This is a genomic window from Pseudomonas protegens, from assembly GCF_003732485.1.
GTDB classification, from domain to species: Bacteria; Pseudomonadota; Gammaproteobacteria; order Pseudomonadales; family Pseudomonadaceae; genus Aquipseudomonas; species Aquipseudomonas protegens_B.
Genome location: NZ_MOAK01000081.1, coordinates 38,059 through 44,103, shown reverse-complemented (window position 1 = coordinate 44,103; position 6,045 = coordinate 38,059). Strand labels below are relative to the sequence as shown.

3 protein-coding genes and 1 pseudogene are annotated in these 6,045 nt (G+C 61.0%); 2 read left to right on the top strand and 2 right to left on the bottom strand.

Translation table 11 applies throughout. The features are described from left to right. Positions 1-169: 169 nt before the first annotated feature. Together BLX41_RS24025 and BLX41_RS24020 are read right to left on the bottom strand one after the other, a co-directional pair. Positions 170-859: a sensor histidine kinase gene (locus tag BLX41_RS24025; RefSeq protein WP_123726890.1), complete on the bottom strand. Its 690-nt coding sequence runs from the start codon at positions 857-859 to the stop codon at positions 170-172. Then, positions 856-2,460: a tetratricopeptide repeat-containing response regulator gene (locus BLX41_RS24020; protein ID WP_123726889.1), complete on the bottom strand. Its 1,605-nt coding sequence runs from the start codon at positions 2,458-2,460 to the stop codon at positions 856-858. Before BLX41_RS24020 ends, BLX41_RS24025 begins: the two co-directional genes overlap by 4 nt. Positions 2,461-2,987: 527 nt before the next feature. Here BLX41_RS24020 and BLX41_RS24015 point away from each other — a divergent pair. Both BLX41_RS24015 and BLX41_RS36120 read left to right on the top strand, forming a co-directional pair. Continuing rightward, positions 2,988-5,315 (top strand): hypothetical protein, encoded by a 2,328-nt coding sequence (locus tag BLX41_RS24015; protein WP_123726888.1) that lies wholly within the window; start codon positions 2,988-2,990, stop codon positions 5,313-5,315. Continuing rightward, positions 5,306-6,045, top strand: a pseudogene (locus tag BLX41_RS36120) (hypothetical protein); the annotation flags it as partial. The gene BLX41_RS24015 and the pseudogene BLX41_RS36120, both read left to right, overlap by 10 nt.

The following is a 6,045-nucleotide window of genomic DNA, read 5'->3' as shown; positions in this document are numbered from 1 at the left end:
AAGCAGACAAGAATAAAATCCCGGGAGGGTGCGAATTCCCGGCGAGCAACCCACACGTCACGACCGGGGCCGACCTTGGAAAAGAAGAAGGGAATGGTCCCTGACAGGGCCTGGCCACCCTGATAACACCTGACCGCCGCAGTCTCCTACGACCACACCGGTCAGGCACTCAAGGCAAGTACAGCTTGAACAGCCCGCCGCCCAATGGACCGCCGTTGCTGATACGGGTATGCCCGCACACGCCATTACGCTGATGCAGCTCGGCAATGCGCCCGGCAAAATACAGCCCCAGCCCGGTGCTGCCGCTGCTCTGATTGATGCCCTGCACATAATCGGCCTGACGCTCGATCATCGCTTGCGGATAGCCGTCGCCATCATCATTGATGGACAGCACCACCTGACCCTCTTCGTCACTGACCGTGATCAACAGTGCATGGCGGGCGTAACGCAGCGCATTGTTGATGCAGTTGGCCAACACCGAGGCAATCAGCTCTCGATCGAAAAAGCCCAGGGGACTCAAGGGGTCGACCTCATAGGTGGCAGAGATTCCACGACTCTTGAACACGTCCTGATGGCTCACCAGTTGCGCTTCGATGAAATCATCCAGCTCGTGGTAGGCCGGTTGCAGCGGCAACTGGTTGACCCCCAGCTTGTACAGCCCCAAGAGCTGCACCAGCATGCCGTTGAGGTGAGCAAAGTGGTAATCGATCACCCCCTGTTCGGGCGCCACTTGCGTCTCGGGCAGGCGGGCCTGCCACTGGGCATGGGCTTGCATCAGCATGGCCAGGGAATTCTTCATGTCATGGACGGTGGAGGCAATCACCGTGGAGAAATCGAGCGCCTGTTGCTCTTCGTTCATTCGCCAAACGCCTTGCTTCGCAGCTTCTGGTAGCGCGGAAAACGCGCATCGGTATCGGGCATCATGCCGACCATTTTCAGGCACGCCTGGCATTCTTCCAGGAGCACCGCGTCCGTATTGGGGTTTGTGCCGTGTAACAGCGACTGCGCCATGTTCAGGGCAATACTGATGTTCTTCGGCTGCATGGCCAAAGCCTTGCGGAACAGCTCCCGGGCCTCGCTCAGATTGCCCGCCTTGTAACTGCGCACGCCCTGACGGTTGATGTCGGCCGCCGCATTGGACGAACTGAGAATAGTCGGATCGTCGGTGAGCTTGGCGATGTTCTGCATGACCTTCGGATCGTCGCCGTAGATTTCCGCACAGTTTTTCAGCATCGATGCACCGGCACTGGCCTGCCCCAACATCTGCAGTTGCTTGGCCACCAGCAATGCAGCTTCAGGACTCATGAACTGTTCCATGCCGTCCAGGCGCATCAGCGCCTGCTCGGTAAGCTTCTCTGCGGTTTCCGCATCATTGAGCAGCAGGCTGGTGGCCTTCATCAGCCGCGCACGGATCTGCAATCCAGGGTCGGTGGGGTTTTCCTTGGCCACTGCGCTCAGGGTCTGGTTGATTTCCAGGCGAGTGCGGGTGTCCAGGCCCTTTTCACTGCCCTTGCTGATCAAGGCATGGGCCAGGCCAAGGTTGCTTTCCGGGTCCTTGAAGCGTGACTGCGCGCCCTGAGATACGGCCTGTCGATAGGCCCTGGAAGCGCTCTCGAAGTCTTCGTTGGCCATGGCCAGCTTGCCCAGCAACGCCTGACGGCGCACCGCAAGCGGTGACAGGCGTACGGCCTCTTCCAGCACATTCTGGGCACGCTTGGTGTCGCCTTCAGCTACCAGCACATCCGCCAGTCCGTCATAGAGCCCGGGCATCATCGGGAAGGCCTTGAGGGCCTTTTCATAGATGGCCTTGGCTTCGCCTGCCTGCCCGCGCTTGAACAGCAAGCGCCCCAGGCCGACGTAGGCCCAGGGTAAAGGACGGTCCGCCAGAATACTGTTATACAGGCGCTCCAAAGGCTCGTTCTGATGCATGTCGCGCAGGGCATCGGCCCGATAGCGCAAGCACAGCGGCGCGTAACGCGGGTCCTGTTTGCACAGGGCGACGCAGGCGTTGAGCACTTCCACCGGCTTGCCGCGATCAAGGGCTTGAAGAATAGGCTTGAGCAGGGTCTTGCGCTGTTGCAGGCGCTCCAGGCGCTGGGCCAGGCCGGACCGGTTGAAGGGCTTGGTCAGATAGGCATCGGGCTCATGTTCCAGGGCGCTGAGCACCATGGCCTGACTGCTCTCGGCAGTGACCATGAGGAATACGCTCTCATGACTGATGAGCTTTTCCAGCATCAGGTCTTCCAGCACCTGCTGGCCGTTTTTCTTGCCGTCGCCCAGATGGTAGTCCTGGAGGATGAAGTCATAGCGCTTCTGCGCACACATGCGCAGAGCCTGTTCGCCGGTATCGGCGGTGTCCACGTCCTTGACGCCCAGCTCACGCAACATCGAACGCACCGAACTGCGGAAGTCCGAGAAATCATCGACGATCAAAAAGCTCTTTTGGTGGTACGCCAGCATCGAAGATTCCAGGCAAGTAAGAAGATCAATCCAGGGACAGCAGGACCCACCCGGCTTCGCAGCCTGTTTTTGGCGCGCAGATAATAGCTGCTGGCCACGGGCTATCAAGCACTTTCAAATGGACCTGTGATGCAGATCGCCACTTGGGAACACAATTGTCCACTGAAGTTATCGGCCGGATTCGCCATTCCCTTAAAGAGGCCGGGCAGCATTTGCTGCCTGATGAGAAAAGTCCTGTTCCAGCGTTGAAAAACACTTCGGCTACGTGTTGAAACCTTGGATTCTGAAACATCACCTGATAGCGTGCTGCGCCTCAAAGCCTTGATCGTTTTTGCTCCGCAATGCTGGCCCTGCATGCAGGGTCGACCAGCCGGCAAAGGTTCCATCAGTCACAAGCCCCACAGGGCTGTAATCAGGGTGTCGAAGGATCGGCATGACACCCGACGGCGGTATCATCGACGAGCAAATGCCGGTCTGCCAGGCAGTGCATCATGGGATGCGCAGGTCATTATCAAATGGAGTTAACGATGGCGCATGACAGCAGTGCAATAACCGGGATTGAACTGGAACAGTTCATGGACCGCCTTGAGGCGCAGCAACAGAACCAGGAGACCGATACCCTGCTGGCCCAGTTGCAAGCACAGCCGCTGCGGGCCGACTCCCTGGCCTCGATCGACCGCCTGCACACGCTATGGATGCAGGCCGGTGATTCAGCTGCGGCCCGGGCCGTTATCGCAGAGGATGGCAATGCCCTGCTGCAAGCCGTGCATGAGCCGGCCCGCGCTGAGTTGACAATGAACCTGGCCATCCTGCGCTTGCGCATCGCCAGTTATCTGGACGACGACGCAACCTTGCTTGAGGTGCTCGAGCAGCTCAACCAGATGGCCACGCAAACCCTTGACTTCAATGTCGAGCACTATCGTCGCTACCAAATCTTCGACGAGCTGGAACAGGGTCGCCTCGAAGTCGCACTGAAAACCATCGAAGTGCGCTATGCCCTGACCTTGGGCAATCCTGCCCGTGTTGCGTTGCGTGCCTGGGATGCCGCCGACCAGTATCAACGCCGCGCCCGCGTCCTGGCCTTCCACGACCGTGACGAAGAAGCCCGTAGCGCCGCGCTGGAAGCCGTCAACGCCGTACGCACGGCCGGCCCCGACCAGGACATCGATGAAGGCGACTGGCTGTGGCTGGGCAACTCGCTGATCGAGATTATCCCGTTGCGCCTGGCGCTGTTCGAACAACCCATCGCCCAGTTGACCTCGGGCCTCTCGCTGCCCCAGCGCCGCGAGTGGGAAGTGCGCACTGCGCGCCTGGCCGCCCGCGCCCTGCACGCCCAGGGCGATCTGGCAGGAGCCTTGAAGGTCTGCAATGCCGCGGCCCTGAGCCTGGACTCTGACGGCGGCAACAATTTTATCGAGTACGAACTGCCCTGGCTGATGGAGGCCGGACGCATCGACGAAGCGGGGTTTCGAGCCTTCATCGACGTCTACGACAGGCAAACCGAGCTATGGCCAGCCACGGCTCGCCTGGTTCTCGACCGCCTGCAAGCTCCCGAAGAGCGCAGTGCCTGGTGGCCGATCTGCGTGATGCGTGCCTGTATTACCGAGGAAGCACTGCAGAGTTTTCTCGACGCGCTGCCGAACATCGAAACCACCGAGTCCGATACCACCCCGCTGCTGGCCGCCCTGTACCAGGCCATGGAAGATCTGGAGTCACGCGACTCGCTGTTTGCCGAAGCCCGCGCCGAAGCCCTGCGGCGAGCCCCCGAGCAGCCCTGGATCACCCGACTGGCCGCCGTGCATGACGCAGAGCGCGGCCTGATCGACGCGGCTACCGAAGCCGGCCTGTTGCAAAACGCCATCCAGGCAGGCCGCATGCAGGACAACCGCAGTGCGTTCTCGCTGTTCGCCGCTCGGGTTGCCAGCCTGGGAGTGATCGAGGCGCTGAAAACGTCGAAGCCGGTTCTGTCCTGCGGCAAATATGCCTACAACTATGCATTGAGCATCGAGGAAGTGGCAGAGACCGAAGCGGACAAGCTGCCCAGGGAAGCCCGGGACCAAGCCTATTCGCTGCTGCGCGAAGCGCAGAAAGACGCCTACGAGCAAGGCCAGGCCCACATGGAACGCTACTTCGCCAGCGGCAGCGGCCACCCCTACGATGCCTGCGCACACCTGTACTCCATGCTCTGCAACAACCTGGCGATCAACTATCGCTACTACAACCAGATCCGCTACGAAGACGCTATCGAGTTGCACGCGCGCGGTATCGCCGCCAGCACGTTCGCCGAACACTACAACGGCCTGCTCAGTGCACGCATCGGCCTGGAGGACCTGCCGGGCATCATCGACGCGGCGGAACAGCTTTGGCATTACTCCGCGGAGTTCGGCTACAGCCGCCACGACCCAAACGAGTACATAGCTTCGGTGGTATACGCCCTGTTCAAGCTGGATCGCGACAGTGAAATCCTCATCTGGCTCGAACGCCTGCTCAAGTGGCAAGAAGAGCAAGGCATCAGTGATCAGCAGCTGGACAGCTCGGCGCTGTTCGCCCGGGTCAGGGTCGCGCGCTATCTGGCCTATGCCCATCCGGACAACGCCGACAGCCTCTGGCAGCGTTACGAGCCGCTGGTCCTGGCCTTGAACGAAATCTCGGTCATGTCCAGCTCGGTGGACTTCCTCAAGGCTCGTGGCCGCACGGCCGAAGCCATTGACTACTGCGCACGAACCCTGGCGCTGTGCACCCCGGACGATGACTATGACATCAAGTGCCGTGCCCGGATCGAGGAGATCCTCACCGAACTGCAAGCTCCGGCTCAACCTGCCGGCAAGAAAAACTGGTGGCAGATATGGAAGTAGGCGCTGCCAAGCGCAGCTCCAGCTACGCCCCGCGCAACCTGCTGAATGCCGATGAACTGAAACGCGGCATCACTCAACGCAGCCAGGGGCGCGGCGACGAGGACGCGGTGCAAGGCTGGCTGCTGAATCACTTCTATCGCCACCTGGTGGGCAACTTCGAACCCGCACGGCGCATCCAGACCCTGGATGACGCCCGTGCGGCACTGGGTACCGACGCGCCGCCGGCCTGGGTAAGCGAATACTTCGACAGCGCCGCCAAGGCACCGCCCGAAGAAGTCGCCAAGGCCGTGGCGACGCTGGTGTGGGTCGAACCGCAGGAGCCATTGCTATTGCAACAGGAATTGCAGCTGGTGGAGTTCCTGACCTCGCGCAAAGGCACGGCACTGGAGGGCAAGCTGGAGCGCATCACTTGCCCGCAAGCCCTGGCGCTATGGGAAAAAGAGCACGCGCAGATGGCCGCCCGGGTCGATCAGGGCTGGCGTCAAAGCTCTTCCGAAGCCCTGAATGTCGCCGTCTCCTGCGCCGAACACACCTGGGTCGAGCTGCGTCCGGAAAGCCCACTGCTGCGGGCTGAAATGGCCTTCGAAAGCTATGTGATGCGCCACTGCCTGGGGCAATTCGCCAACCGCAGGGCCTTGACCGGCGGCTACGGTGAACGCTACGCCGAAGCCGTGGAGCAACAGGGTATGCGCGTGTTCAGTCTGCGTGACGCCCAGGGCCAACCCCACAT